The sequence below is a fragment of the Klebsiella ornithinolytica genome, assembly GCF_030505655.1.
Classification (GTDB): Bacteria; Pseudomonadota; Gammaproteobacteria; order Enterobacterales; family Enterobacteriaceae; genus Klebsiella; species Klebsiella ornithinolytica.
Genome location: NZ_CP130153.1, coordinates 2688722 through 2713186 on the forward strand (window position 1 = coordinate 2688722; position 24465 = coordinate 2713186).

Below are 24465 nucleotides of genomic sequence, written 5' to 3' on the forward strand. Positions count from 1 at the left end.
GCGGACTTCGTCACGCGGTGGGAACATAACTTTTAAGGATGATGAAAGCAATGGATACGGAGAGCTTTGAATCCCTGCTCTATTTTCGCGAGCTTGTGCTTAAGAGCGTTGATTTAGAACGGGTTGATGCATTGCGTCACGACCGCGATGCGCTGTTTCGTGAAATCAGTGAGGTGATCACGCGGCAGGTGAATAGTAGCGGTAGATATTTATCCTCCCGCGCCGGTCACGATCTGTGCGAGCTGGTTACCGATGAGATAACTGGCTACGGCCCGTTACGAGAATTAATGGAAGACGACACTATCAGCGATATTTTGGTGAACGGACCGGATCGCATTTTTGTCGAGCGGTTCGGCAAACTTGAACAGGTCGATAAACGCTTCCTCAACGACATTCAGCTCACCGATATCGCCAGACGGCTGGTTTCGCGAGTAGGGCGCCGGGTCGATGATTCCCAGCCGCTGGTAGACGCGAGGATGCCGGACGGCAGCCGTCTGAACGTGGTGATTTCACCGGTGGCTCTGGATGGTGCGTCGATCTCCATTCGTAAGTTTGGTAAGGGCAAGAAATCGCTGGCCGACCTGGTGGAGTACGGCAGCATGAATGAAATGATGGCCAATTTTCTGGTCATCGCCAGCCGCTGTCGGATCAATATTATTGTCTCCGGGGGGACGGGGTCCGGGAAAACTACGCTGCTTAATGCGATGTCGCAATACATCAATGAAGATGAGCGGGTACTTACCCTGGAAGATGCTGCCGAACTGCGGCTACAGCAACCGCACGTGGTTCGCCTGGAAACGCGAATGGCCGGATCGGAAAACCAGGGGGTGGTGAATATGCGCCATCTGGTGGTCAACGCGCTGCGTATGCGTCCAGACAGGATCATCGTCGGCGAGTGTCGTGGTGAGGAGGCTTTTGAGATGCTGCAGGCCATGAACACCGGCCATGATGGTTCTATGTCGACTCTGCATGCCAACTCACCGCGCGACGCGCTGGCGCGGCTGGAGAGCATGATCATGATGTCCAGCGCTTCGTTGCCGTTGGCGGCCATACGCCGAAATATCGCCTCGGCGGTAAACATTATTGTTCAGGTGTCGCGCCTGCCGGACGGCTCGCGCAAGGTGATCAACATTGCCGAGGTGATGGGTATGGAAGGAGACAACATTATCCTACAGGACATCTTCAGCTTCGGCGCAGAAGCGGATCGCAATGAGTACGGGAAAATTCAGGGGACGTTTACCTGTTTTGGGCTGCTTCAGCGTTCGGCTGTGTACCGTCAGGCGCTGGTTCACGGCCTGCTTGAACCTTTAAAACAACTGTTTGGGAACCGGATGCCATGATGATGATCATTTTTAGCTTTCTGCTGCTGGCAGGCTGTATTCAGCTGGGGCTGTGGTATCGCCAGCAGAAGCGCATGCAGCGTTTACAGCAGGCGGAAGCCGCCCGTAACCGGGTGGAACTGACGAGGCGACTGCTGCGTAATCCGTTGGGCGGGTGGTTATCACGCTTGATGGATGATATGCGTCTACATTTACTGGGCAAGCAGCGCAGTACCGCCTTACGCCACGGGCTGATCCTGCTGCTGGTACAGGCCGTAAGCCTCTACGTTAACCGCAATTACCTGAACCTGAGCCCGATCATTATCCATCCCGTATTATTTGTGCTGACTCTGTACGGCCTCTATCTCAGCAGCAAGAAAAAGATGCGTCTGGAATTTGATGCTCAGTTCGCGGAAGCGTTGAATATCATTAATAGCTCCATCCGCGCCGGTAACTCTGTTATTCAGGGGATTGAGCAGTGCGGGCAAAAGATTGATGGTGTGCTGGGCGAAGAATTCAGACAGATATCGCAGCGCCTGGAAATTGGTGAAGATGCGGAAAGCGTATTTATGGCTTCGTGGCGACGTCTGCCGTTTAGCGAATACTACTTTTTCATCATTACCGTACAGCTCAATATGAAAGGTGGGGGTCAGGTCAAAGAGGTGATGTCGCGTCTGGGGACGCTGATCTCCAACGCCCGGGTGCTGGAGAAGAAAAAATACGCCATGACTTCGGAAGTCCGCATGTCGATTAAGATTTTGACAGCTATCCCCATTTTTTTCTTCTTCTTTCTGAAGTTTCAGTCGCCGGCTAATTTCGACATTTTACTGCACCATCCAACGGGCCAGATGATGCTCTATTACGCTATTTGCAGCATTCTGCTGGGGCTGCTGATTGTCTGGATGATGATGAATAAAGTATAGGTGGCTTATGTTTTATATTATTGCGCTAGCTCTGCTGGTATTAGGCACTGGGGGGCTAGCCCGGATCTGGTTATTGAGGCAGCGTCGGCAGCGTATTTATCATCTGCTGGAGCAGAGTAGCAACCAGTACGCTTTTATCCCACAGGATAATACGACGCCGTTTGAGCGGATAATGAGGAAAACCAGTCGCCTGGTCTCGTGGACCGCGATGTTGGATAAAAATATTGTCGCTAAAACGTTAGTCGTATTCATCGCGACGCTACTGCTGGTATTAGTGAATGCTGCCGGGATTTATACATTTTCTCATGAAACGTTATTTCTTTGCGTAATAGCCTGCGTGGTGGTGGTGATTCTGCTACCAAATCTGGTAAAAGAAATGGTCATTAAAAAACATATGAAAAGGATTTCTGACGACCTGCCATTCGTTATCGATATGCTGGCAGTTTGCGTGCAATCCGGGATGACCATTGAAAAAGCTTTGCGTTATATCGCCGACAATACCTATGCCATTAATCCCAATATCGCCACGCTGTTCGACAGGGCGATGCTCAAAACAGAGGTCAACGGTATTAATGCTGCGCTGGAACAACTCTATGAAGAAGTTCCAGGCACGGAAGTCAGGATGCTATGTTCGACCTTACAGCAGAGTATTAAATATGGCTCATCGATATATCAGGTGTTGATCGATCTTTCTAAAGAGATGCGCGAACTGCAGCTGCTGAATACCGAAGAGAAGGTGGCCAGTCTTTCAGCAAAAATGACGTTGCCGATGATCGCCTTCATTATGTTTCCGCTGTTGGTTATCGTTGCAGGGCCGGGTTTTATAGGGATGGTGTCGGTGTGGGAAAAATAATCTCTCTTACGTCGCTTCTGGCGCTCTTCGTTTTGTGTGGGTGCCAGAGCCAAACTGGCAGCGGCAGTGAACTCGATGATAGTCAGCGTGAATATATTCTCAGTAAGGTCAATAACTATAACGGCTTGATCAAGCTCTACCGTGAAAAGCTCAGCCGTAAAGAGGATAAGGATACCCGCTACCAGCTGGCGGAATACTATTATCTGGCGGAGGATTTTGACTCTTCCCGCCAGTATCTACAGCCGCTCATCGCCAACAATCCCGATGAACGGGCATTATTACTGGCAAGTAAAAACTTGATGGAGTTCGGGGATTATAGAGAAGCGCAGGCGGCGATTTCCGGTGTGCTCAGACAGAACCCCAAAAGTGGTGAGGCCTGGAATATACAGGGGATCCTGCTGGCGCAAGATGGCGATTTTCCCGGGGCGACACGCGCGTTTAATAGCGCGAGGCAGCGCTTTGTCGATGACGATATCGTAATTAATAACCTGGCGATGCTGGCCATTATGCAAAACGATTACGCCACCGCCAGAGACTATCTTTTTTCTCTCTATGGCCGGGGGCATGCGAGCCAGAAAGTGCTGCATAACCTCGTCTACGTGCTGGTGAAGCTCCAGGACTTTAACGCTGCGGAAAGCATCCTGCAGCAGGAAAAGATGGCCGACCGTAGCGACGGGTTGATGGAAGCGCTGGCGAAAGTGAATCCGCGCCCGCGCGCGCCGTCTGCAACATTATCGGCTGCGGCTCCGGTATCGATAGCGGAAAGCGCAGCGCCCGCGGTGAAATCGGGGGAGCAGGCTGGCGGCGGGCCCCTGCTGGTCAGAACGGCGGCCGCTGGACGTACCCCGGTTGCCACTCAGGATGAGCTCGCCCGGTTCCTGGATAATCAGCAGACGGCGAAGCCGGCAGGGCTACCGGAAAAAGCTTCTCTGTCATTAACCAGTAGTCTGAAAGATATCTCTGCGGTTCGCTCCGGGCGCCATCCCGGTTATTTCCGCATGATACTGGAATCGCGGCATGCGATTAATTTCCGTGAACTACCTGGTACGGATAAAAATAAGCGTATTTTTGAATTACAGAATGTCAAACTAGGGAATGCATTGCTGCGAGCGGCTGAGGATATTACCAGGGAACACCCTGATATCAATAAATTGACGTTTTATCAGCATCAGGCGGATGCTGTTTTAATTGAGTTTGAATTTACCCGTTCACTGGCAAAAGCGAAAGTGTTTCGCCTTGCTTCGGATAAGGCGCCAGGAGAGAGACTGGTGTTTGATATTTATTATGGCTGAACCGCCGGGTCTATTTTTATACGGAAATAAATATTATGAAAATTTATGAATACAACGATCTGCTGGTGCAGGTGCCGGCGGGAGTTACGCATCTGATGATCGGCGCGGATGGCGTATTACGCGGCTATCGCAGCAGGCCGGATATGTCATTGTCCCGCCCCTGGGAAACGACGGAAAGTATTATTCCTGCTGTGCTGAACTGGGAAAAATCACATGCTGAGATTGCCGCGCTGCGGGAATATTCGCCGATTGTTATTCACGAGTTTGCGTTGCCAGGAACCGAACGTTTCCGCGTCGGCGATAAATACACGCTACATGCGACTATTAATGAAGAACTCTGTTTGACCTCAGAGGTTCATGCAGTTGTCAGCTGCTATACACCGGGCATGAAGCCATGGTGCCAGATATTAAAACTGAAGGTCGAAGGGCTTTCTATCGACAATATCTTACTGGCAAATGTAAAAGAAGTTCTTCATGACTTAAAGGTCACTGATTAATTATAACAAAATGAAATCACAGGAGAAAATAATGGCTGAAATGGAAAAATTACTGGATGGACTGGTAAACCTTGATGGCGCCCTGGGGGCGGCGTTGGTCGATGCGCGTAATGGCATGCTGTTACACGGTGTGGGCTCCGCCGGTCTGGATATCGAAATTGCCGCCGCGGCCATTACTGACGTGCTGCGCGCCAATATCAAGATGCTGAAATTAATGGCGACCGGGGATGAAGTAGAAGACATCCTGATTACGCAGGGCAAACAGTACCACATACTCCGACCGGTGAGGGCTGTGGATGGGGTATTCGTGTATACCATTCTCGATCGCCGCAATGGAAATCTGGCGCTGGCCAGACGCAAAGTGACGGACGTCGAAGAGGCCATCGTCATTTTATAAGTAACCTCGCCCGCGTAACGCGGGCGGAGGACATAAGGTTCGGGATGATGAAAGACTATAAGGTGATCCTGGTAGGACGCAGCGGCTCGGGTAAGACCACGGCTATCCGTAGCGTCAGTGAAATCAACGTCGTGTCAACGGACGTGCTGGCATCGGACCGCGTCGACGCAGAGAAAGAAACCACCACCGTCGGTTTTGACTATGGCGAGTTGACTATTCCTGGCGGGCAAAACCGGATGCGGCTTTACGGCACTCCGGGGCAGGAGCGCTTCACGTTTATGCGCGATATCCTGGAACGCGGCAGCGTCGGTATTCTACTGCTGGCTGATAATCACCGTCCAGACCCGTTGGCAGAGACTCGTAGCTGGTTGCGGGCGCTGAAAACCGGCCCGTTGGCGGGAAATGCAATCGTGCTGCTGGGTATCGTTAAGTGTGATTTGTCCCCCTTACCTGATCTTGAACAATACCAGCGCTTGCTGCGGGAGGAGGGGCTAACTCTTCCCGTCGCGACGCTGGATGCACGCAGCCCGGAAAGGGTCTTATTTCTGCTGAAGGTGCTGTTTTGCCAGCTTGAGCGTGCCAGAAATGAAGAGGTTTATTCCTGATGACAAGCATACTTCCGTTTGCGATTGAAGATGCCGGTACCCTGTCTACTGAACTCAGCCAGCAGATTCAGCAACTGCTGCTGGAGTTTGCCCAGAATTATCCTGTGATGGGGGAGCTGCTGGTGGCGACCGCCGATGGTTATGAGGTTGCGGCCGTTCTCAAAGAAGAGGACCCTGGGCGTTTACATAAAATCGCGGCGATGACCAGCTCTCTGCTGGGGATTGGCGCTGCGATGCTAAATGAAATCGCGGCCGGAGAGCAGAAAGCCATCACCGTCGAGGGCGAGAGGGACAATATCCTGCTCTGGCAGGTCGCTACGCAGCGTTTTTCGTTATGTCTGACCGTCGTGGCTTCCGCACAGGAGCCCCTCGGGCAACTGTTCTGGCTGCTGCGCCAGTTGGCGGCGGCCATTGCTGAGATCTGCCATGCGCAGCCGGATCTGCCGCCGCTACAGGAATATTATTATGAATGATCCGTTAACGATGTCCTTTGCCGTCAGATTATGCTCGGCAGACATGAGCTGTGGTTTTATTTCCGTATCGCCGGTCCTGGATAACAGATCGGAGTTAATTCAGCAGCGTCTGAAGTGGTATCACCAATGGCTACATTCGCTGTGTAGTCATTTGCAGAAAGAGATACCGATCCCGGAAGATATTTTCTCGCTTCTGCTGCTGCAGGCCGTTGAATTAACGGCCGCCGATATGCTTAGCGATGCCATTGCGCTGGCGCCGGTGCTTTACGATCGCGACAGCAGAATCATCGAGAGTGTGACCAGCTATTATTCCTGGCTCCAGGCATATACGATGCCAGCCCCTGAAAATAATGAACTGACGCAACCAGAGAATCTCTCACCTGAATAAAAATGGTTCTTTTTAATATCGAATTTTTATGATGCATGGAGAATAAGGGATTATTGTGAGTATCGCATGGCTATTGACTGCCGGTATTAGTGGAGTTCTTATCTATATTTGCTATGTGGATATACGCTGGCGGCGGATACCTAACCGCGCCACGCTGCTGATACTGCTGCTCTCCTGTCTCGCAGGATTTACGCATATGCCTTATCCGGCGTTCATTCTCCCCGGCATACTGCTGGCGCTGGGATTTATCGCCGCGATGGCGAAGTTGATGGGCGCCGGGGATATTAAGCTGGTGTGTGCGCTGGCGGTGGCGTTGTCAGTACCGGAGACCGGCAATTTTTTGCTGCTGACGGCCATCGCGGGTATTCCCGTCGCCATTGTCAGCCTGCTCTATTTTTATTTCTTCGCCCGCGAGGAACGCGCGACGGTGCCATATGCGCTGGCCATCAGCTGCGGGTACTGGCTACAGCTGTGGGTATAACCATTGGTGAATGTATGTTTAAAAAGGTAAAAAACGGTCTGCGTCATTATTTATGCGCTGAACATGGCGTTGCTGCTATGGAATTTTCCATGGTGTTTATTCCTTTTATTATTTCGATACTTTTTATTGCCGAGATGTGCCGGGTGGTCTTTATTTCCTCGGCGCTCGATCTGATTATCGCCGAGTCGGGGCATATAGCGGCGATCACCAGAGCGCCAGACAATTATCAGCAATATTTCAACGCCGAAATCAATAAACGCATGGCCGACTGGCCGCTCATCTCCCGTGAAATACATGTCGAACTTTCGGTTAGCTGGTGTGACAGTATTTCCGCGGTGATTAACCACACTTGCACCACTATGGATGCGCGTAATAAACCGTTGGCATTTTATAAAGTGACCACTGATTATCAGCCACTATTTTTTTTCTTTCCATCGCAAAGCGTCATCCGTGAACTGAGTCGCAGGATTTTACTGGTACAGGAATTTCAGCGTGAGGCAGAAAATGATGAATAACCCGATGGGCGAGATAAAACGCTCTCTATGCGATGAACGAGGGTCAGTCACGATTGAGGCCGGCCTGTACTTCGTTGTCTTTTTTGTGCTGTGCGCGCTGCTGGTGGATTTCAGCGCCGTTTTTCTGAATAAAAGCTACCTCGCGCGAGTAACTTATTCGCTGGCCAGCGTGGTGCGAGAAAGATCCGTCTTCTATGGCGAAAAAGAGGAGCTAAGCCAGCAGGATGTCAGCGATCTCTACGAACTGGCCGGTGTTTTACTGGAGGAGAGTCGGCTGGCAGGCAGCCGCTATCAGCTGGTGGTGGAGGCCGCCTTTTTTCAGTCCAGCGGCAGCAAAGCGCAAAGACACCTGCTTAATACCCAGTCCATCGCCCGGGGTTCCGGGGACTGCCATAGCCGACCTGGCATAACCAGTTCGCAAATTGCGGATCTGTCGCCGTGGGATACGAAAGGGCGCTGGCTACCTGTTTATCAGGTGACGATGTGCTTGCCGGGTGGCGAGAGCTTGTTTAAACGCACCCTGAATAGCGTCGGAATAGAGATCGGCGATATTGCCATCAGCAATGCGGTGATCCCGCGTTAATACCGTTCCTTATGGGCGAGGTGAAAATTATGCGAAGCCGATTTTTGCGGTTTATCGTTCGTCTTTTGCGTCAGGAATATGGCGCGATAACCGTCATGTTTGCCATTATGTTTCCGCTGTTAATGATGTTCTATTCGGTGGCATATGATGGCGCTAATCTACAAAGCAGTCGCGCCAGGCTGGCAGATGGCCTCAATCAGGGCGTGCTGGCGGTGGCGATGATCGATAACCGCAATACCACTGCCGCGGATGAGGCGGAGAATATTACGCTGTTACATCACTACCTTTCCTACTATGTGCCGGATGCGAGGATCGCGAAAAGCGATCTGGCCGTTTCGGTCGATGTGAACTACAGCACAACGAAAACAGGTAAACTTGACTCCGTGGACTATACCGCCAGCGGAAAGGCCAGCATGCGGCCGCTCATTGGCGCGCAGCAAGAGGTCGGTTTTGACTCTGCAGTAGATATTCGCGCCGACAGCGGCGCGGGAGTGGTCAGACGTACAATCGAAGAGATAAAATACCCGACGGACTATGCTCTTGTGCTGGATTTTTCAGGTTCGATGCTAAATTCGTCATCAGAGCCAGGCCTGACCAGGATCGAATTGTTACGTAAAGTCGTCACGGAGTTTATTGGCGAGGTTTTAAATGATGATTCTGTGACTAATACCGTAGGAATTATTCCATTTACTGCAGGTGTATCAGTTATTCTTCCCGGAGAAAATGTTGCTGGAGGAAATAATTTTGGTTGTTCATATGTTGGTAAGTTCCAGAAAAAATATGCGAAGGTAGATCTGGACTTTTGGTATAATAAAATACGCTTTAATACCTCTTTAGCAACTCCGACAGAAATAACTCAGTCCTATCAGTACGATCAGTTATTATATAACTGGTATAATAATGTTGTACGTCCAGCAACAGGATACAGCATCAATGATATGATTAATAAAGGCTGGTGTGTGAAAAATGCGCAATTTGGTTCTGCGGTTGGTAAAGCACAATATAGCTGCGATGCCGATCCTCGGGCTAGCCTGTTTAAGAATTACCCGGAGTTTCAGGAAGGCCGTGTGGCAGCACATGAACTTATGTACTACGCTTACTCTCAGCGCACGATATTTAATACAGTAACGATGGATTTCCCCGGCTTAGTTACGGGTGATTATATGTTTACCGATGCCTCCATTACCACTTTCAAATACATGGTTAATAATATTAATGATAGACCATTTTTATATGACTGCTATTCGACCTTTGGTGCTATTAACGCTACCACTGCAAGCAATATGCTGAGGAGTAAGACGGCTAAACCAGCCTCTTATCTTATTGAGTTAACTCATGACCGTCAAATAATCGATAAATTCAGAGAGATGAATGTCACTGATGGCACAACCTATGTCACTTCAGGATTACTGCGCGCGCTTCCCGTTATCGCCAAAGGAAATAACCCAAGAAAAGCAATAATTATCATATCAGATGGTATTGATATTGATGGCGGCGCTTTGAGCAAAAAATTATTTGATCAGTATAGTTTGTGTAGCCGCATCAGAGAGGGGTTACTGCGCTATCCTGAGGGAACGCCTACGCAACTGGCGGATATTTTCTTTATTTTTACGGTCAATAGTTCAGAAACGACCAACGCTCTCGACCTCTGGCGCAATTACTGCGCAGGAGACAACGTGTTCCTTGCCACCAACTACCAGGACATTATTAACGTCCTGACGGGGATTGCTAAAAAATCCTCGGTGAAATTTATCAATAAAAATGAGCCGGAATAACCACCCGCGCGACAGGAGGTCAGAGTGTTGGATTTGGCTGTTTTGGCTAATCAGTGCGCGCCAGAGGTCGCTCCCCAGGTGCTGGAACGTTTAATGAAAGTGGAGTCGTCGTTTAATCCATACGCCATTGGCGTGGTAGGCGGACGGCTGGCGCGTCAGCCACGCCACAAGGAAGAGGCTATCGCCACCGCGCAATATCTGGAACAGGCGGGCTGGAATTTTTCGCTGGGGCTAGGCCAGGTGAACCGGCACAACCTCGACAAATACGGACTGGATTATGAGACCGTCTTCGATCCTTGTCATAACGCCCGCGCTGCTGCAGGTATTTTTAATGAATGCTTGCGGCGCGCTTCGGTCAAGTTTTCACCGCAACAGGCGGAGCTGGCGGCTTTTTCCTGCTACTACAGCGGCAACTTCCGCCGTGGGTTTCTCCCTGAAGGTCAGGCGCAGACCAGCTACGTAGATCGGATCATGGCAGTAAAACCGACGCTGACAGTCGGCAATATTGCTCCCATTGCGGTAATTCCGGATGGTAAATCTCGCCCATCGGCAAAAGCCTCCGTCGCAAAAGAAAACCGGCAAACGCCACCCGGAGCGAAGCTATCCCAGATCGCTGGCGCGTCATCACCCAGAGGCGTGAAATCTCTGCGAGGTGACTAGCCGGGGCCCGCCTGCAATCTGTAGACCCGCTCAGCGTCCAGGCAAGCGGGGAATGGTTGCAAGGTAAAATAGCTATTTGCGCAGCAGTCGCTGCAGCCGCGTCTGACGCCAGCTGCGGATCCATCCGCCGAAAACAAACAATCGCATGCCTCTCACCAGCAGCAACGCCCCCCAGATCCCGGCGACCCAGGCAGACCAGTTGTTCTCCGGGTTGGTAAACCGGTTAAGTAAAGCCAGCAACACGCATACCACCACGGCGGTCGACAGTGAGCGGAAAAAGCGGCTTTCCTGATGCACGCGCGCTTTTGCCTCTTCGATGCGTAAATCGAGAGACTCTTCGTGCCCCGCCGGGGAGTCACCGGTGATATCGGCAACGTTAACTTCAAAGACGGCGGCAAGGGCGCTCAGCGTTTCCAGCCCTGGGCGGTCGCCGTTTTCAATGCGCTGAATTGTCCGCACGCTGAGGCCGGCAAGTTCTGCCAGCTGCTCCTGGGACCAGGCGCGCTGCAGACGTAATTGTTTAACCTGATTAGTGCTGTTCATCATGTCTATCTCCGGGTGAAAACCTGAGATGGAGTGTGGCGCCGGGCTCTGTCGGGCACCACGATCCGCAGCCGACAGTTGCACGACATTAACCCGACAGCCGCATGACGCCTGGGGTTACGCGCTGACGGCCGAACAGCCATTCTGCCACGGGCGAATTTTCATTCCGCGGAAGATCATCAGCCAGGCAACGATAATAGCGAGCATCAGCACCACAAACAGCGACCAGTGCGGCATATGGGTCAGGATAGATCCGGTAATCATCGGGTTGAAGGCGGCGCCCAGCCAGCCCAGCGACTGGGCGGAAAAGTAGCTCGCCTTCATGCCGGCGGGGGCGATGTTATCAATCAGCATATACTCACCGGGCGCGTAAATGACCTCGCCAAGCGTAAACACGGCGGCAGAGAGCCCCCATAGCAGCAGGCTGCTGTCGGAAACAATAAATCCCCCCAGACCGAGGACGAAACAGAACGTACCAAAGGTCATGAGCGGACGAATATTCCTGGCGCTCAGGCGACGGCCGACGGCGTACTGCAGCGCAACCACCACGGCGGCGTTGACCGGGAGTACCACCGCCACCACCTTTTCGGCAAAATCGCTATCGGCGACCACCAGCACATACTGCGAAATACAGGAGGCGAATGAACCGCCGACGAACGAGGCCAGCAGGCCGGAAAGCGTAAACCACATCAGCGCGCGGTCGCGCAGCAATACGGAAGGCGACCATTGGGTGGCATTATCCTGGGCAATGGTCGCCGAGGAGCGCTGAACGAAGAGCTGAATACCAACCAGCGGCAATGCGGCGCAGGCCGCCGCCAGCCAAAATGGCAGGTTGATACTGTGCATCACCAGCAGCGTGCCGATGGGCGGGCCGACGGTCCAGCCGATGTTGAGAAAGGTATAGTTGAGGGAGAAGATCCGCGCTTTCTTTTCCGGCGACAGAACATCGGCAAACCACGCCTTCAGCACGGTAGAGAAGACGGAATAGGCGCAGTTGATCAGAGCAAAGAAAAACACCACCAGGCTTACGCTATTGACCAGCGGAATCGCGATAAAGCCGCAGATAAAGGCCAGCACGGCGATAAGCATATAGCGCTTTTTATCAAACTTATCGGCCAGAATGCCAAACCCCATGCTAAAGACGACGCCGACGGTGAGGGCGATGGAGAGCGCATAGCCAATTTTATCCACCTCAAGCTGGTACTGGCGGGTGAGGAAAATGGTCATAAAGGGCAGCGTTGCACCACGGCCGATAGTCAGCAGCAGCGAGGATGCCAGCAGCGCGATGGTGGAGCGCCTGATGGTCGGTATCATGTTGTTTGCCTGATGAAATGTTTTTTTTATGTGGTACTGCTCAGAAATACCATGCTCTCAGGACCTTGTATAGCGCAACCCGGTGTCATCATGTGCTTTGGTACCCTGCTAAAAATAATGATCTATCCGGCGGGCGCTTTTTTGGGTACTTTGATTTTGTTCACAAAAATTCATATAACAACAGAGGCAGGGTATGACACGTAAAGACGGGCTGCTGGCGCTGCTGGTGGTAGTGGTGTGGGGGCTGAATTTTGTGGTGATTAAGGTCGGACTCCACAATATGCCGCCGCTGATGCTGGCGGGACTGCGTTTCTTACTGGTGGCCTTTCCGGCGCTGTTGTTTGTTGCCCGTCCCAAAATCCCGCTGCGCCTGCTGCTCGGCTATGGCCTGACCATCAGCTTTGGTCAGTTCGCCTTTTTATTCTGCGCAATTAATCTTGGGATGCCCGCTGGCCTGGCCTCTTTGGTGCTGCAGGCGCAGGCGTTCTTCACCATTATTCTTGGCGCTTTTGCCTTCGGTGAACGCCTGCAGGGAAAACAGCTGGCCGGGATTGCGCTGGCTATTTTTGGCATCCTGGTGCTGGTGGAAGCCAGCCTCGGCGGCCAGCATGTTCCGGTCGTCGGATTTATGCTGACTCTGGCGGCGGCGTTGAGCTGGGCGTGCGGTAATATCTTTAATAAGAAGATCATGTCCCGCGCCGAGAAACCGCAGATTATGTCCCTGGTGGTGTGGAGCGCGCTGATTCCGGTGCTGCCGTTTATGCTGGCGTCATGGGCGATCGATGGCCCGCAGACGATGGTGGCGAGCCTGATTCATATTGATATGCTGACCGTGCTCTCGCTGCTTTATCTGGCGTTTATTGCCACGATTGTGGGCTACGGCATCTGGGGCTCGCTGCTTGGGCGCTATGAAACCTGGCGCGTGGCGCCGCTGTCGTTGCTGGTGCCGGTAGTGGGGATGGCCAGCGCCGCGCTGTTGCTCGGCGAAACGCTGAACGGCTTGCAGCTGCTGGGGGCCGTTTTGATTATGGCCGGGCTGTATATCAACGTTTTCGGCCTGCGGACCTGGCGGACGGGCGTGGTCCCAAGATAAGTAAAGGCCATATATCTGGACAGGGATGTTTTTTGCATGACGGCGCCAGGGTTGCTTGTCGCTGGTCTTTGACCATGATGTGGTTAGGCTCAGGGGCAAAGCGAATGAGTGACCAAAGGAATATAAATGATTGATGACATCCGCTACCTGATCGTTTTTGCAAAAATTGTAGAGGCGGGATCCATCTCAGGTGGCGCAGAAGCTTTAGGGCTGACGACCGCAACGGCGAGCACGCATCTGGCAAAACTGGAAAAAAATCTGGGTAGTGCTCTGCTATATAGAAATACCCGGAAACTCTCTCTGACTCACGATGGCCTCAGTTTGCTGGAGACGGCCAAATCTATGCTGGAGCTGTATGAGAAGGGGGTTATTGAATTTAAGCAGCGGTCTATATCAACGGCTAACAAGCTGCATATTTCTGTTCCTGCCGTTTTTATCAATAGCGCATTTACTCGCCATCTTGCGGTTTTTATAAAGGAATATCCGGATGTTTTCCTCAATATTTCTTATAGCGACACGCGGAAAGATATTATCGGAGAGAGTATTGATGTTGCTTTTCGGATTGGGGAGCTCCCGGACAGCTCACTCAAAGCCCGGCATCTTTTTGTGCTGCCCCGGCAGCTCGTCGCATCAAAGGCGTTGTTAAGCCAATATAAGCCCATCAACCACCCTGATGATCTTGAACCACTGCCCTGGATTGGACTGACCATGAGGCAGAACCAGCGGGCGTTCAGGCATAAAAATGGCGAGGTGGCGTTAGTAAAGTATACGCCAACGGTTGTCGTTGATAATGTTGAAGCGGCCTATGCTCTTGCAAAGCAACACATTGGACTGGCCGCTCCCCCTCGCTATCTGAGTGAGAATGATGTTAAGCGCGCAGAAATGCAGGAAGTACTCCCGGACTGGTCATTAGAACCTCTAAAGGTATACGCCATATGGCCGGCGAATATATCGACCAGCAGTATTGCCTACAAATTGATTAATAATATTTATAATTCGTTTGAGTCGCATAAATTATGAATGATTCAGGAATGGCAGACAGAGCATGTAGCCAGCCGTAACGATCAGCGAACTGCCCATCAATAAGTTAAACGTACGGATACGTTGTCTGCTCCTGAGCAGCATTGACACTTTGTCACCAAGGACTGCCCATGAAGCCAGTGAGAGATAACAGACTAAAAAATAAATCATGATAAAGACGGATACCGTTGTTCTGGTTGCCGGGTCGGAAAATAACGCCGCTCCTGATGCGCAGGCAGTCCAGGCTTTCGGGTTGAACCATTGCATTAAAAAACCCTGAATGAAACCTGGGGTCTCTGCTTTTTGTAATGACAAATCAGGGTGAGACGACGCTATTTTATAACCCAGGTACATGATAAATACTGCGCCAGCAACGTTGAGATATTTGAAAAATAACGGGTGCTGTTCAATTGCAGCGTAGAATCCGAAACAAACGAATATAAGCAAGGCAGTAAATCCTGTTGTCGCACCAGAGACAAACGGGAAGGTTTTTCTAAATCCATGCGCCGCCGCTGACGATATAATGATCATATTTACCGGGCCTGGTGAAAATGACATGGTGAGGGAAAATATAAACATCGTAACAATTAAAATCATTATTTCTCCGCGAATGTTAAATGTTTAATCAGCATGGGGGTATTGTCCAATAGCGTTGCTGATATCCCGACAGGCTACCTATAAATAGGCATTAGAGTAAGTGGCTTTTCTCTAAAGGTGTATTTGATGTTTTCACCGCACAGTGGCCATAAAGCCCGGCTCATTACCGGGGCACTGAGGTTTGTTTATCGTTGTAATGATATGAATTTATCGTTTTTTTAAGTTGGCAGGGCGACCGCCAGCCCCGTACACGTAACAGACGGGGCTAACCCGATGCGCATTCTGAGAGGCGGTGGCATAATCAGCATATGCTCGCTGGGAAATGTTACCTGACCAGTCGAAGTCCTCGTGAAACGATTCTCTTGAACTCCTCACAATGGGTATGCTCGGGCTGAGTACAGCGCGCAACATGTTTTAGTCCGCGGCTTAATAATTGCAGTCTGCGAATGGTCACGTCAATTTCCCGTGAGCGTTTGTGGAGCAGTTCGCGATTAATATCTGGATGAGCTTCCGTACCGATCATCACGGCGATTTCATCCAGAGAAAACCCTGCGGCCTGTCCCAGCGCAATGAGTTGCAGTTTATAAAGCACATTCTCATGGTACTGCCTGCGAAGACCATTTCGCCCGACAGGCCGAATTAATCCTTTCGTTTCGTAATACCGCAATGCGGAGGGTTTAACCCCGGCAAGGTCAGCGATCTCTCTGATATCCCGTTCTTTCATTGTTGACTTAAACCTCACTTTAAGTTGCACACTGGCTGTCAGCTTAGCATTCCATCAATAAGGAGCAGACATTGGATATGATTATTCTCGGTAAAACGGTCATAACAGGCATCGGCGCCACGCTGATCATGGATATCTGGTCACTTTTGCAGAAATACCTGCTCAAAGCACCGCCGCTAAACTATGCGCTGGTTGGGCGCTGGATTTTATGGTTGCCCAGAGGAAAATACTGGCATTATACGATTGCGACAACGCCGCGAATACAAGGGGAGATGTTCACCGGCTGGATGTTCCACTACCTGATCGGGGTCGTTTTTGCTTTTGTACCGCTTATGCTGAACGCAACCGCCTGGTTCAGCGAGCCCTCTCTTAAAGTCGGTCTTCTGGCCGGTTTATCGACGCTATTTGCTCCGTTCATCATTCTGCAGCCGGCATTGGGTTTTGGTTTCGCTGCTTCACGAACCCCGCGTCCCTGGCTGGCTCGTCTGCTCAGTCTGCTCACGCATCTGGCGTATGGGGGAGGGCTGTATATCTCAGCCCTGATGATGAGCGCCTGAAGATAAAGCATTTTCGTCCGGTCATTTCACCAGCTTATAGCGCGGCGGCTTCAACGCTAGCACAAAAAATGGTAGGGAATATGAAGATAAATGCAATTGCAAATGATATTTATTTTCATTAATGTTTGCATTCCGTAAACTACTGTAAAGAAAAATTACATGTCTACCGTATCCCTGACGAAAGTAACGCTTTGCGCGCTGGCCATTTCATCTTCTCTGCCTGTTTTCTCTGCCTCGGCTAAGGATTTTACCGAGCAGGCCTTCCGCTCACAGCCTCTTGGCCACGGCGTTTATGAGCTGGCTTATGACAACAGTCAGAAGACGCTCTATGCCGCCTCCGCGCCCTCGTTTGAGAAAGATAAAACGACGGGCGTTGTATTTCGGCTGGCGGCCGATTCTCTGCAGATTAATCAGAAGATAGCCACCGAACGGCGTACCTTTGCACTTTCTCTGGATGAAGAAAACCATATCCTGTATTTGGGCAATGCGCTGGATGGTTCGCTAACGCTCGTGGATACGTTGACCAATAAGGTGATTAAAACTATTCAGCTAAGCGATGATGCGGATCCTGAGAAACAGGCTCACGTGCGCGAAGTGGTGCTGGATAAGCAAAATCAACGTCTGTATGTGTCCGGGATCGGGCGCAAAGACAAAGGGCTGCTGTGGGTTGTCGATACGCGAAAGCAGCAGCTTAGCGAAACGCTGAATCATCTCGAACCGGTGGGGTTTGCCGTTGATGACGCGGGTAACAAAGTTTATGTAGTTACCGGCAACGGGGAGTTGGTGACCCTCGATGGCAAAACGTCGAAGCTCCTTGCCCGCGTGAAGGTCGACCCGGCTGAACCGGACCATTATTTCCTCAATATCGCCCTGAACAGCGCCGCAGGAGTCGGGTATATCGCTGATACCAACACCCGCGATGTGCTGGTGGTGCGGCTGGACTCCGGCAAGCTGGTGGATCGTATTGCCTCGCCCAATTCGGTCGCCGTGCTCTATAACGCCGCGCGCGATGAAATCTACGTTACCCATCGCAACGATCGTTCGATTAGCGTCATCGACGCAAAAACCCATCATCTCAAACACGCCATCAAAACGGCGGCCATGCCCAACAGTCTGGCGCTTTCTGCGGATGCCGGAACGCTTTATGCCAGCGTCAAACAGGACGAAAAAAGCGACCAGGCTGACTACGTTCTCAAGATTGATCTAACTAAATTCTAAGGACTTTTTTGTGACGATTAAGACACACATGGAGGTGGCGATTGCGCTCGCCTTCGTCAATCTGCCCGCGGCTGCCTACGCTGCAGATGGCGTTGCCGTAAACGAAGAGCAGATGGTAGTCACCGCCACGGGTTTCAGCCAGGAGAGGCGCGAGGCGCCGGCGACGATCTCGGTGCTTGATGAGAAGGCGCTGAATACCCGTTCCAATCAGAATGTCGCGGAAGCGCTGCGCGAGATGCCGGGCGTGCTGGTGGGCAACGGTCACGGCAGTCTGGCGACCGGCGATGTACAGATGCGCGGTATGGATTCGACCTATACCTCGTTTATGGTCAACGGTATCAAGCAGTCTACCCGCGAATCCCGTCCCTACGGGCATCACATTGGTAGCGAAGTGGCTTTTATGCCGCCGCTGGCTGCCATTGATCGGGTGGAGGTCATTCGCGGCCCCATGTCCTCGCTGTATGGCTCTGACTCGATTGGTGGCGTGGTCAACGTCATCACCAAAAAGTCCTGGAACCTCGAAAAATGGACCGGGGTGCTGGAGGATAATTACTTCCTGCAGGAAAAAAGTGAATACGGCAACACTAATCAGACCAACGCTTTCTTGATGGGGCCTGTCATCCCGGGCAAACTCGGGATCAGCGTGGGCGCAGACTACCTCGATCGTCGCGATGATGATAGCCCAACCAAAGAGCGCTTCGTGAAGCATCAGGCCGGGAATCTGGACGCCACCATTTCTCTTTCGCCAACCGATACTCAGCTCTGGGATCTGAACGCCTCTAAAGGCAATCAGGAGAAAACCCATAACGATAAAGCGTGGTACTGGGGCTTTGACCGCGATGCGGCCTCACTGTCACAGCATGCCTGGTACGGCGATGATCTGGTGGAGGTGAAGAACTTTATCAGCTACGAGAAGGCCCGCACGGAGTACCGCGTGCCCGGGATGGATTCGCAATTTATTAAGCAGAATAATTTTGAGGCCAATAGCGCGAATACCTTTACTCTGGCCGATCACAAGCTGACGTTAGGCGTAAACTTCACGCGCAATGAGCTGAATGACACCTTCGGTATCGCGGATAAGCAGGCGCCTGGCGTCACTCCGGTGAGTAAAATCACGCGTCATGGCTGGGCGGTTTTTGCGGAAGATGCATGGATGATGGTGCCGGACTTTACGCTGACCACCTCTGCGCGCCTGGATCATGATAGCTACTTTGGCTATCACGTCACGCCTAAGCTGTATGGTAACTGGACTATCGACGAGACCTGGGCGCTGAAAGGGGGTGTCTCCGCCGGTTATAAAAAACCGGATTTACGGCAGAACAACGCCGGTTTTACCAGCGTCTATGGTGCTTATCCCTATTCTGAGATTGGTATCGGCAACGACGATCTGAAGCCGGAACAGAGCATCAACACCGAACTGGGCGTGTACTGGCAGCAAAACGCGCTGGCGCTGGATGCGACGCTTTTCCATACCAAATTTAAAGATAAAATCAGCGACCACACCATCTGTACCTCATCGGCCAGCCAACAGTGTCAATACAATGGCTATACCGCTGATAGCGTGTCGCAATATATTAACGTCGGGGATGCGGAGATCTACGGCCTGGAGCTGAACGGCGACTGGCAGGTGACCGCGGCGCTGAAGGCCAACGCCAACTATACCTATACCCACAGTGAACAGAAAAGCGGTGAGTATAAGGGCTATGCGCTAAATGATTTTCCGAGCAGTATGGCCAACGTTTCGCTGTCGTGGAATACAACGTCCGATCTGGAGCTGTGGACCAAGGCGAGCTGGCGCAGCAACTCGCCGGATATCGGCAAGTCCAGCTCAACGGATGCCTATGCGCTGGTTGATTTAGGCGCGCGTTACCATCTGAATAAACACGTCACGTTGATGAGCGGGATCTACAATCTGTTTGATGTGAATCCGGTTTACACCACCACCTACAGGCAGACCGCGATGCTGGAAGGGCGGCGCTATAATTTCGGCGGCCGCGTGGAGTTCTGAGAATGATGCAGGGGCCAAGGGCCCCTGAGACAATATTGCGGAAATCCCGCTCACGGTCTGAAATCCATAATGGCATTGTTGAATGTCTGATAGGTTTGTTCATCCGGGGCTGGCGGAATCTGCGCCTCTTGTAGCGCGGCTATAATTTCCGCGCATAAAGCCGGATCGCCATGCGCTTGCGTTGGATTCTGCACCTTCCCGTCACGCTGGAACGTTAAGCGCACGGAGCATTTTTGCCCCTGATACGCCTGCGGCTGGTCTATTTTAGCGAAGATAGCCGTTCTGACCTGATGCAGATAGCGCAAATTAGTCGCCCGCGGCGAATTGTCTGACCCCATCTCATAATCTGCAAACAGCTTATCCACTTCTGCCGATAATTTAGCCTTTTCAGCGCTCTCAGGTGGGGAAGCGGTGCCTGAGCAGGCCGTCAGGAGTAAAGAGAGGAAACAAAAGAGTAGCGGACTGCGTCTCACGGTCATGGTAATGCCTCCTTGCCTGGTATGATAAATTCGGCGTGATATGCGGTCATCCTCTGCTATTCAGCGAGGGTATTCAAATGTTTATCAACGAGTGTGCCTGCGGAGGTTCGAACGCAGGCATTCTTTCCGTGTGACGCTGTCACTTTTATGCGACTCCGGCAGGCAGATTACCGCATCCAGTCGCGGATAATTTCTCCGTACAGCTGTTCCGCTTCCTCCAGTCGGCTGAGCAGGCAGTACTCATCGGTTTGATGAGCCAGAGACGGCTCGCCGGGGCCGAGAATAATACAGGGCGGGTTGCCCAGCGCAGGCAGCAGCAGGGAGGCATCGGTAAAGTAGGGAACCACGCGCGGCTCAAGCGGCCGATCGTGCAGCGGCTGGCAGCGTTGATAAACCTGCTTTATCCAAACGTGGTCCGCTTCGCTCAGTACCGCGGGCAAGTCAACCAATGTCGACACCGTGACGCTCTCACCAAGCAGCGTGGTCAATCGCTGCCGGATAGTGGCGTGCTGTAAATTGGGCGCGCTACGGATATCGACATCAAAACGCGTGCGGTCCGGCACGGAGTTGATATTGAGCCCGCCTTCGATTCGTCCGACGTTAAGAGTGGGCTGTTTCATCAGCGGATGCGGCGCGCCTGGCGAGAAATGTTGAATCTTACCTACCGCATCCGCCGCCAGATAGATAGCGTTAATCCCCAATTCCGGCATCGCGCCGTGCGCGGTTTTCCCTCGCGTTTCACAACGTAGCCAGAGGGCGCCTTTATGCCCGATAACCGGGTAATTGGCGGTGGGTTCGCCGACGATCAGCGCCCCGATCTCCGGCAACGGAGCGGAGGCGATCAGCGCCCGGGCGCCGTCACAGCCGGTTTCTTCCCCTCCGGTAATCAGCAATACCGCACCGCTGCCGGCGAGAATAGTTTCCCGCTGATGAACGCAGGCGACGGCAAATGCCGCCACCGCTGCTTTCATATCGCTGGCGCCGCGTCCATAAAGACGACCGTCCTCCGTCTGTGAACCGAAAGGATCGTATCGCCACTGCGCGTTCCCAAGCGGCACGGTATCCAGATGTCCGGTAAAAGCCAGCGGTTTACCGGCTGTCATCCCGGGCAGACTGGCGATCAGATTGCTGCGTCCCTCGCCGAACGACGACAGCGAAACCTCAAAGCCGCTCTCTTGAAGCCAGTCGGCAAAGAAGCGCATGCAGTCAGCTTCGCTACCCGGCGGGTTGATGGTGTTAAAGCCCAGCAGCTGCCGGGCCAGTTGAAGGGTGGTGGTCATCAGTCGCGTTCCGTCAGCCAGTCGAGGCAGTTAATCCACAGCTGGCGATAGCCGGGCCATTTGGCAAACTCTTCCGGCAGCCAGTGTGCGGACATATCGCTGGTCCACACCAGCGAGCGACCCTGTTGATATTCGCGAATAGCCAGCAGCGGATGACCGGTTCCGGCGACGGTAGCCAGCAGTTTGCCCTGCGGATGCATTTCCACTTCGTTATAGCCCAGCAGCCACGGCCATTCGCCAGGAATATCGTTAAACAGGGCGTGAGATTCTGTCACTTCGGCATAGCAACCTTCCGGGGTTTCAATACGATCGTCCCATGCCAGACAGCGCACCGGCAGAACTTTCTCCACCGCGGTATGGCGATAGCGTGCGCCGCCGTTAATTCCCTGGAAGCTGTAATAGCCCCCAATCATCATCAGCGCACCGCCGGCGGCAACGTAGTCATGGATCAGCGTCAGCCGGTTGGCGGTGCGCCGGCTTTTCAGCCAGGTATCCGGATGCAGCAGCAGCGTATTGGCGCCAATATCCGACAGGATAATTGCATCCCACTGCCGCAGCGCTTCCTGAGTCAGCGGGAAGTCGGTCGCCGCCGCGTGGGCAGGCATGTAGGTAATCGCGTAATGACTGTCCGCAAGCGCGGCGAGAAAATCCGTTGCGCCGGTGTGCCAGGTAGCGGTGGCAAACTGATCGAAGCCTTTAATGTGCGTTGAAGTGCTGGTCCAGGATTCCCCGACCAGTAAGATTTTTTTCTGCATTATGATTTTCCTTTTATCCGCCAAAGACCCGTTGGGGATTGCCAATCATCAAGGTTTCAAGCTGTTCGCCGCTGACGCCGTGGCGCCGCAGACGAGGAACAAAATGCTTGAGTATGTAGCCGTAACCGTGGCCGCCGTAGCGGGTGAGCATGGTTTTCAGGAACACATCCTGCGACAGCAAAATCTGCTGGAGATAGCCATCGTCAATCAGCTCGCGAATCGCACGGGCGTTCTCCTCGTCGGAGGGCGACTGCGCCGACTCGTCGGCATAGTAGTAGCTCATGCCGATCATGTCGTATTCGAGAAACGCTCCGCGCTGCGCCAGTTCGCGCTGGTAGCGCTTATCGGCAAAGCTGGGATTCATATGACACAGCACCGCATGACGGAGATCGGCGCCTTCCTGTTCGAGAATATCCAGCACCCGGTGACCCAGTCTCTCCCAGCCCGGCAGATGGACCTCGATCGGCACGCCGGTCGCGGCGCTGGCCCGGCCGGCCGCGCGCAGAGACTTCTCTTCATCCGGCGTAAAGCGGCTTGAGATTCCGATTTCGCCGATAAGCCCGGCGAGCACTTCCGGTTTCTCCTCCGCGCCGCCAAGATCGTAAATCAGCCGTTCGGCCAGCTGTTCGACGCTGCTGGTTTTTACCCACTCGGGGTGTGACGGCTCCAGATAGAGGCCGGTACCCATAACAATGTTCAGACCGGTCAGACGCGCGATGCGCGCCAGCGCTTTGGGGTCGCGGCCAATGCCGATATTGGTCGGGTCGACCACCGTTTCCCCGCCAAGCGCGCGATATTTGGTCAGTTCTTCAATCGCGACGTCGACATCAAATAGCTGGCAGTTATCGCGGCTCATCAGCGGGTTCAGCGACAGTTCGCCGAGGTTTTCCATCTTCACCGGCATTTCGGCTAGATGGCGATCGCTACAGCAGCAGGGCGGCACCCATTTGCCGGACGCGTCCAGCAGAATATGCTCATGCATCAGCGTGACGCCCATCTCGCTAATCGGCAGCGGGCCCAGCACCGTCATGACGTAACCGCTGCTGACGCCGACCGGCAGCGGGGAGGGATGGCGAAAAATTGATCCTTTCATCAGCTATCTATCCTTTTGCCGCCGAGCGCGTGGGGTTGAGAATGCGGGTGTTCAGCCAGATAGCCAGCAGGATGATAGTGCCGGTGGCTATCTGGGTGTAGAACGGTGAAATATGCGACAGGATCAGCCCGTTCTGAATCACCGCAATCGACAGCGCGCCGAGCAGCGTGCCGATAATCGTCCCGAAGCCGCCAAACAGACTGGTACTGCCGAGCACAACGGCGGCGATGACCTGCAGTTCAAAACCTTCGCCCTGGTTGGAGGAGCCGCTGCCGAGACGTGCGGTAATAATCATTCCGGCCAGCGCGGCGGCCATTCCGCTGATGATATAGACCTTCATGGTCACCGCTTTGGTGTTAATCCCGCTGCGTCGTGCGCCTTCGGCATTCGCGCCGATAGCCGTCACATAGCGGCCAAAACGCATATGGTTGAGAACGATATGCCCGATAATCAGAACCATAATGCCAATCAGCGCTGGCATGGGGATACCCACGACCCACGCGCGCCCTATAAAGGTAAACAGGCTGTCAGCGGGAAGCGGAATCGAATAGCCCTGGGTCACCAGCAGCGCGATACCGCGCACAACGGCCAGGGTGGCGAGGGTGACGATAAACGCCGGAATGCCTTCATAGGCAATAAAAAAGCCGTTGATGGCGCCGACTAATCCGCCGAGCAGCAGACCGCCGAGCAAAACCACCGGCCACGGCAGTCCCCAGTTGTTCAGGGCGATAGCGGAAAGCGCGCCGACCAGCGCGAGGGTGGATCCCACCGACAGGTCGATGCCGCCGGTGGTAATCACCAGGGTCATTGCGGTTGCGACGATCAGCAGCGGGGCGCTCTGACGGATGATATTCAGCCAGTTGGTGCCGGTGAGGAAATTGCCGGTAATCAGCGAAAACACCACGCAGCAGAAGACAAAAAATAGCGCGATGCTCACCACGCCCGAGTGGTTATGCAGCAGGCGGCGCGGCAGCGAATGCTGGATCATGCGGGAGCTGCTTAAGTTCATGATACTCATCCTGT

The 24465-nt window shown here is 52.9% G+C and carries 28 protein-coding genes; 19 read left to right on the forward strand and 9 right to left on the reverse strand.

What is annotated here, in order from left to right:
- Positions 1–50: 50 nt before the first annotated feature.
- From Q1L34_RS12915 to Q1L34_RS12980, 14 genes are read left to right on the forward strand one after another with little or no spacing between them, the layout of a single operon-like run.
- A complete protein-coding gene (locus Q1L34_RS12915; protein WP_004862305.1) occupies positions 51–1340 on the forward strand; it encodes a TadA family conjugal transfer-associated ATPase in 1290 nt (429 codons plus the stop codon).
- Positions 1337–2242: a type II secretion system F family protein gene (locus tag Q1L34_RS12920; protein WP_004862304.1), complete on the forward strand. Its 906-nt coding sequence runs from the start codon at positions 1337–1339 to the stop codon at positions 2240–2242. The genes Q1L34_RS12915 and Q1L34_RS12920 overlap by 4 nt, the downstream gene beginning before the upstream one ends.
- A 7-nt stretch (positions 2243–2249) precedes the next feature.
- The gene (locus Q1L34_RS12925; RefSeq protein WP_048757086.1) at positions 2250–3095 is read left to right on the forward strand and encodes a type II secretion system F family protein; all 846 of its coding nucleotides are present in this window, start codon (positions 2250–2252) and stop codon (positions 3093–3095) included.
- Entirely contained in the window at positions 3083–4387 is a 1305-nt protein-coding gene (locus Q1L34_RS12930; protein ID WP_155407395.1) for a tetratricopeptide repeat protein, read from the forward strand. Before Q1L34_RS12925 ends, Q1L34_RS12930 begins: the two co-directional genes overlap by 13 nt.
- A gap of 35 nt (positions 4388–4422) precedes the next feature.
- On the forward strand, positions 4423–4884 hold the full coding sequence (locus tag Q1L34_RS12935) for a hypothetical protein (RefSeq protein WP_032717493.1): 462 nt from the start codon (positions 4423–4425) through the stop codon (positions 4882–4884).
- A gap of 31 nt (positions 4885–4915) precedes the next feature.
- A complete protein-coding gene (locus Q1L34_RS12940) occupies positions 4916–5281 on the forward strand; it encodes a hypothetical protein (protein ID WP_004862293.1) in 366 nt (121 codons plus the stop codon).
- A 44-nt stretch (positions 5282–5325) separates the two neighbouring features.
- On the forward strand, positions 5326–5886 hold the full coding sequence (locus Q1L34_RS12945) for a GTP-binding protein (protein ID WP_227499829.1): 561 nt from the start codon (positions 5326–5328) through the stop codon (positions 5884–5886).
- Entirely contained in the window at positions 5886–6359 is a 474-nt protein-coding gene (locus tag Q1L34_RS12950) for a roadblock/LC7 domain-containing protein (RefSeq protein ID WP_004862289.1), read from the forward strand. Before Q1L34_RS12945 ends, Q1L34_RS12950 begins: the two co-directional genes overlap by 1 nt.
- Positions 6352–6747 carry a hypothetical protein gene (locus Q1L34_RS12955; protein ID WP_004862288.1) on the forward strand — a complete coding sequence of 132 codons (396 nt, stop codon included), beginning with the start codon at positions 6352–6354 and terminating at the stop codon, positions 6745–6747. The genes Q1L34_RS12950 and Q1L34_RS12955 overlap by 8 nt, the downstream gene beginning before the upstream one ends.
- A 55-nt stretch (positions 6748–6802) precedes the next feature.
- Positions 6803–7228 (forward strand): A24 family peptidase, encoded by a 426-nt coding sequence (locus Q1L34_RS12960; RefSeq protein WP_071988520.1) that lies wholly within the window; start codon positions 6803–6805, stop codon positions 7226–7228.
- Between the two features lie 14 nt (positions 7229–7242).
- Positions 7243–7743, forward strand: a complete 501-nt coding sequence (locus tag Q1L34_RS12965) for a TadE/TadG family type IV pilus assembly protein (RefSeq protein ID WP_071359430.1) — start codon at positions 7243–7245, stop codon at positions 7741–7743.
- The gene (tadF, locus tag Q1L34_RS12970) at positions 7721–8326 is read left to right on the forward strand and encodes a tight adherence pilus pseudopilin TadF (RefSeq protein ID WP_125041299.1); all 606 of its coding nucleotides are present in this window, start codon (positions 7721–7723) and stop codon (positions 8324–8326) included. The genes Q1L34_RS12965 and tadF overlap by 23 nt, the downstream gene beginning before the upstream one ends.
- 29 nt (positions 8327–8355) lie before the next feature.
- Positions 8356–10101, forward strand: coding sequence for a TadE/TadG family type IV pilus assembly protein (locus Q1L34_RS12975; RefSeq protein ID WP_126509640.1), 1746 nt, complete (start codon positions 8356–8358; stop codon positions 10099–10101).
- A gap of 24 nt (positions 10102–10125) precedes the next feature.
- Positions 10126–10761, forward strand: a complete 636-nt coding sequence (locus Q1L34_RS12980) for a lytic transglycosylase domain-containing protein (RefSeq protein ID WP_004862278.1) — start codon at positions 10126–10128, stop codon at positions 10759–10761.
- Between the two features lie 72 nt (positions 10762–10833).
- Here the strand turns inward: Q1L34_RS12980 and Q1L34_RS12985 are convergent, their stop codons facing one another.
- Positions 10834–11304, reverse strand: a complete 471-nt coding sequence (locus tag Q1L34_RS12985; RefSeq protein WP_032717592.1) for a helix-turn-helix domain-containing protein — start codon at positions 11302–11304, stop codon at positions 10834–10836.
- Positions 11305–11421: 117 nt separating this feature from the next.
- A complete protein-coding gene (ydeE, locus tag Q1L34_RS12990) occupies positions 11422–12618 on the reverse strand; it encodes an efflux MFS transporter YdeE (RefSeq protein WP_015584269.1) in 1197 nt (398 codons plus the stop codon).
- Positions 12619–12811: 193 nt separating this feature from the next.
- On the opposite strand from ydeE, the gene eamA reads away from it, so the two are divergent.
- A complete protein-coding gene (gene eamA, locus Q1L34_RS12995) occupies positions 12812–13711 on the forward strand; it encodes an O-acetylserine/cysteine exporter (protein ID WP_015584270.1) in 900 nt (299 codons plus the stop codon).
- A 126-nt stretch (positions 13712–13837) separates the two neighbouring features.
- Positions 13838–14731, forward strand: coding sequence for a LysR family transcriptional regulator (locus tag Q1L34_RS13000; protein ID WP_048023635.1), 894 nt, complete (start codon positions 13838–13840; stop codon positions 14729–14731).
- Here the strand turns inward: Q1L34_RS13000 and Q1L34_RS13005 are convergent.
- Complete coding sequence (locus Q1L34_RS13005; RefSeq protein ID WP_015584272.1) at positions 14726–15328, reverse strand: LysE family translocator; 603 nt, start codon at positions 15326–15328, stop codon at positions 14726–14728. The genes Q1L34_RS13000 and Q1L34_RS13005 overlap by 6 nt on opposite strands.
- A gap of 325 nt (positions 15329–15653) precedes the next feature.
- Positions 15654–16052, reverse strand: coding sequence for a MerR family transcriptional regulator (locus Q1L34_RS13010; RefSeq protein ID WP_015584273.1), 399 nt, complete (start codon positions 16050–16052; stop codon positions 15654–15656).
- A 77-nt stretch (positions 16053–16129) separates the two neighbouring features.
- On the opposite strand from Q1L34_RS13010, the gene Q1L34_RS13015 reads away from it, so the two are divergent.
- From Q1L34_RS13015 to Q1L34_RS13025, 3 genes are all read left to right on the forward strand, one after another.
- Entirely contained in the window at positions 16130–16609 is a 480-nt protein-coding gene (locus Q1L34_RS13015) for a DUF2938 domain-containing protein (protein ID WP_015584274.1), read from the forward strand.
- 159 nt (positions 16610–16768) lie between these two features.
- Positions 16769–17827 carry a 7-bladed beta-propeller protein YncE gene (gene yncE, locus Q1L34_RS13020; RefSeq protein ID WP_004862260.1) on the forward strand — a complete coding sequence of 353 codons (1059 nt, stop codon included), beginning with the start codon at positions 16769–16771 and terminating at the stop codon, positions 17825–17827.
- Positions 17828–17855: 28 nt separating this feature from the next.
- The gene (locus Q1L34_RS13025) at positions 17856–19835 is read left to right on the forward strand and encodes a TonB-dependent receptor domain-containing protein (protein WP_327204580.1); all 1980 of its coding nucleotides are present in this window, start codon (positions 17856–17858) and stop codon (positions 19833–19835) included.
- Between the two features lie 50 nt (positions 19836–19885).
- Here the strand turns inward: Q1L34_RS13025 and Q1L34_RS13030 are convergent, their stop codons facing one another.
- The 5 genes from Q1L34_RS13030 to Q1L34_RS13050 all read right to left on the reverse strand — a co-directional run bounded on the left by Q1L34_RS13030 (position 19886) and on the right by Q1L34_RS13050 (position 24451).
- On the reverse strand, positions 19886–20314 hold the full coding sequence (locus Q1L34_RS13030; protein WP_004862255.1) for a cell envelope integrity TolA C-terminal domain-containing protein: 429 nt from the start codon (positions 20312–20314) through the stop codon (positions 19886–19888).
- Positions 20315–20481: 167 nt separating this feature from the next.
- Positions 20482–21594, reverse strand: a complete 1113-nt coding sequence (locus Q1L34_RS13035) for a M20 family metallopeptidase (RefSeq protein ID WP_015584277.1) — start codon at positions 21592–21594, stop codon at positions 20482–20484.
- Complete coding sequence (locus tag Q1L34_RS13040) at positions 21594–22349, reverse strand: glutamine amidotransferase (RefSeq protein WP_004862251.1); 756 nt, start codon at positions 22347–22349, stop codon at positions 21594–21596. Before Q1L34_RS13040 ends, Q1L34_RS13035 begins: the two co-directional genes overlap by 1 nt.
- A 13-nt stretch (positions 22350–22362) precedes the next feature.
- A complete protein-coding gene (locus tag Q1L34_RS13045; protein WP_048023633.1) occupies positions 22363–23442 on the reverse strand; it encodes a phosphotriesterase family protein in 1080 nt (359 codons plus the stop codon).
- Positions 23443–23449: 7 nt separating this feature from the next.
- Entirely contained in the window at positions 23450–24451 is a 1002-nt protein-coding gene (locus Q1L34_RS13050; RefSeq protein ID WP_004862247.1) for an ABC transporter permease, read from the reverse strand.
- Between the last annotated feature and the right edge of the window lie 14 nt (positions 24452–24465).